General features: G+C 72.5%; 4 protein-coding genes. All 4 read left to right on the top strand.

The features are described from left to right. A partial coding sequence (locus tag G6018_RS11885) for an FAD-dependent oxidoreductase (RefSeq protein ID WP_182639703.1) occupies positions 1-989 on the top strand: 989 nt, incomplete at its 5' end. Continuing rightward, positions 986-1,468 carry an SRPBCC family protein gene (locus tag G6018_RS11880; protein ID WP_182639702.1) on the top strand — a complete coding sequence of 161 codons (483 nt, stop codon included), beginning with the start codon at positions 986-988 and terminating at the stop codon, positions 1,466-1,468. The genes G6018_RS11885 and G6018_RS11880, both read left to right, overlap by 4 nt. Then, a complete protein-coding gene (locus G6018_RS11875; protein ID WP_179523238.1) occupies positions 1,465-2,154 on the top strand; it encodes a class II aldolase/adducin family protein in 690 nt (229 codons plus the stop codon). Before G6018_RS11880 ends, G6018_RS11875 begins: the two co-directional genes overlap by 4 nt. After that, positions 2,151-2,894 (top strand): PfkB family carbohydrate kinase (locus G6018_RS11870; RefSeq protein ID WP_182639701.1); only part of this gene is annotated, 744 nt, incomplete at its 3' end. The genes G6018_RS11875 and G6018_RS11870, both read left to right, overlap by 4 nt.

The raw sequence follows: 2,894 nt of genomic DNA, 5'->3' as shown, positions 1-2,894 counted from the left end.
CGTGGGAGCACCCCGACGCGGGCCGGTTGGACGCCCAGAGCCTCGCCACCTGGCTGCGGCGCGGCGCGATCGGCGCCGGCGGGGTCGAGTTGATCGACACCCTCCTCGGTTCGGCGTTCGGGGCCGCGGCGTCCGAGGCCTCGGCGCTGTACGGCCTGGCGTATGTCGCGGGCGCGGGTGACGAGATCCACCCGGGCTCACTGGACCGGATGATCGGCGTGGCCGGCGGGGCCCAGGAATCCCGGGTCGTGGGCGGTTCGCAGGTGATCTCGCAACGCATGGCCGAGGAACTGGGCGACTCCGTCACCCTCGGCGCCCCCGTCCGGCGGATCGAACACCGTGCCACGGGGGTCACCGTCACCACCGACGCGGGGTCCTTCGACGGCGAGGAGGTGATCGTGACCGCGCCACCCCACCTGGCCGCCGAGATCGAGTGGAGCCCGTCGCTGCCCGCCCACCAGGACGCCCTGTTCCGCAGGATGGCCTTCGGCACCCTCATGAAGTGTGAGGCGATCTACGAGCGCCCGTTCTGGCGGGAGGACGGACTCTCCGGCCAGGGCGTCTTCCGCGGGGGCGGTACCCCGGTGTGCTCGATGTTCGACAACACCCCGCCGAGCGGCTCACCCGGGATCCTCATGGGGTTCGTGGGGGGAGCGGGGTGGCGGAAGTGGGCGCCCCGTCCGGCCCGGGAGCGCGGCGGGGCGGTCCTGCAGAGCTTCGCCCGGGTGGTCGGGCCCGCGGCGCTGGCGCCTGTCGGATACTTCGAGAAGGACTGGACCGCGGAACGCTGGACCCGGGGTGGCCCGACCGCTGTCCTCGGCCCCGGCGTCCTGACCACGCTCGGTCAGTGGCGCGACCGGCCGCTCGGCCGAGTGCACTGGGCCGGTGCCGAACACTCCGACTACTGGAACGGCTACATGGACGGCGCGGTCCGCTCCGGGGAGGCCGCCGCCCGCGCCGTGATCGCACACTCAGGAGGACATCCGTGACACGTCTGACCGTTTCCGTACAGCAGCGACTCGCAGCCCCGGTCGAGGACATCTGGGCCGTGATCGACGACACCTCCCGGTACGCCGAGTGGGTCGACGGGGCCCTGGAGGTCACCACCCACCACGGTGCGGCGACCGTGGGCGAGACCTATTCCGAGCGGAACCGGACGATCGGGCCGCTCACGACGCGGTCCGTGTGGACGGTGGGGAAGGTCGAGCCGCGGTCCCTCAGGGTCGACTCCGGGACCGGGTTCGCGCCACTGCACGACATGGTCAACACCTTCCGCTTCGAGCCGCTGGGCGCCGAGGCCACCCTGATGACGTACCGGGTCGACTGCCGGGTCGGGCTCGGCCCCCTCGGCCGCCTCATCGCGCCGGTTCTCGAGAAGTCGCTCACCGGCCAGTTCCGCCGGTCCATGACGACGCTCGAGAGCGTCGTGCACGCCGAACGCGGCATCGATCAGGCCGGTGGGCTGTGACGACGGAGTCGTCGGGATCCCGTGGGCAGTCGTCGCGGGCCCGCGAGCACGTCGCCGCCACCGCCAGGCGACTGGCGGCCGAGGGGCTGCTCATCGGCACCGCCGGAAACGTCTCGGCCCGGGTGGACGACGGGCGGATCGCCGTGACCGGCACCGGCGTGGTCCTGGCCGACTGCCGTGCCGAGGACGTCACCGTGGTCGGCGCGACGGGCGAGCACGTGGACGGCCGACTGGCGCCGACCTCCGAGCTCGGGCTGCATCTGGGGATCTACTCCGGTACTCAGGCGGGGGCCGTCGTCCACACCCACGCCCCGTTCTCCACCGCCGTCTCCTGCGTGACCGGGATGGACGCGCTGCCCGTACTGCACTACCAGCAGTTGCTGCTGGGCGGGGAGATCCGGGTGGCGCCCTACGCGACCTTCGGAACCCCCGAGCTCGCCGACCTCGTCGTGGACGGCCTGCGCGACCGGCAGGCGGTCCTGATGGCCAACCACGGCTCGGTGACGGTGGGATCCTCCCTCGACAAGGCCCTCGACAACGCGCTGTTGCTGGAGTGGCTGGCGGCCCTGCACGTCCGCGCGAGTGGGGTGGGCACACCACGACCCCTCACCGAGGCGCAGCAACACGACGCGGTCGTCCAGGCGATCACCCTCGAGTACGGAACCACCAAGGAGAGCCCGCAATGACCGACATCTCATCCATGACGATCGCGACGGTCGGAGTGCACGTCCTCGACGTCCACGCGATCGGGATCGAGTCCATCCCGGAGGGCTCCGCCGGGGCCCTCGTGGACACCATCGCCTTCTCCCCGGCCGGGACCGCGGGGGGCACCGCGGTGGTGCTCAGCCGCCTCGGGGCCGGGGTCCGCAGCATCGGTGCGGTCGGCGCCGACTCGATCGGGCGCACCCTGACGACCCTGTTGAGCGGGGAGGGGGTCGACACCGGCCGCCTGGTGACCAAGGCGGACGCACAGACGTCCGCCTCGGTGATCCCTGTGCGCCCCAACGGGGACCGGCCGGCGTGGCACTGCATCGGCGCGAACGGCGTGTTCACCCTGGACGACATCGACGACGACGCGCTCGAGGGGCTCACTCATCTGCACCTGGGTGGGCCGGAGTTCCTGGGCGGCCCGGCGGCCGGCGAGCTGCTCGCCCGTGCCCGTGGGAAGGGGATCACCACATCGGTCGACATCCTGGCCGACGGCGACCCCGGGATGCTCGAGTGGATCGCGGACGCGCTACCGCACGTGGACTACCTGTTGCCCAACGACGACCAGGTCCGCGGCTTCACCGGCGCCGACACGCTGGCCGAGGGCGCGCGCATGCTGATCGAGCGCGGGGTCGCGTGCGTGGCCCTCACCGCGGGCGCCGACGGCGCGCTCGTCGTGACACCGGACGAGACCATCGCGGTACCCGCCTTCGCGATC

The sequence above is a fragment of the Dietzia sp. DQ11-44 genome, from assembly GCF_014145205.1.
GTDB classification, from domain to species: domain Bacteria; phylum Actinomycetota; class Actinomycetes; order Mycobacteriales; family Mycobacteriaceae; genus Dietzia; species Dietzia natronolimnaea.
This window is presented reverse-complemented; position numbering and strand designations above follow the sequence as displayed.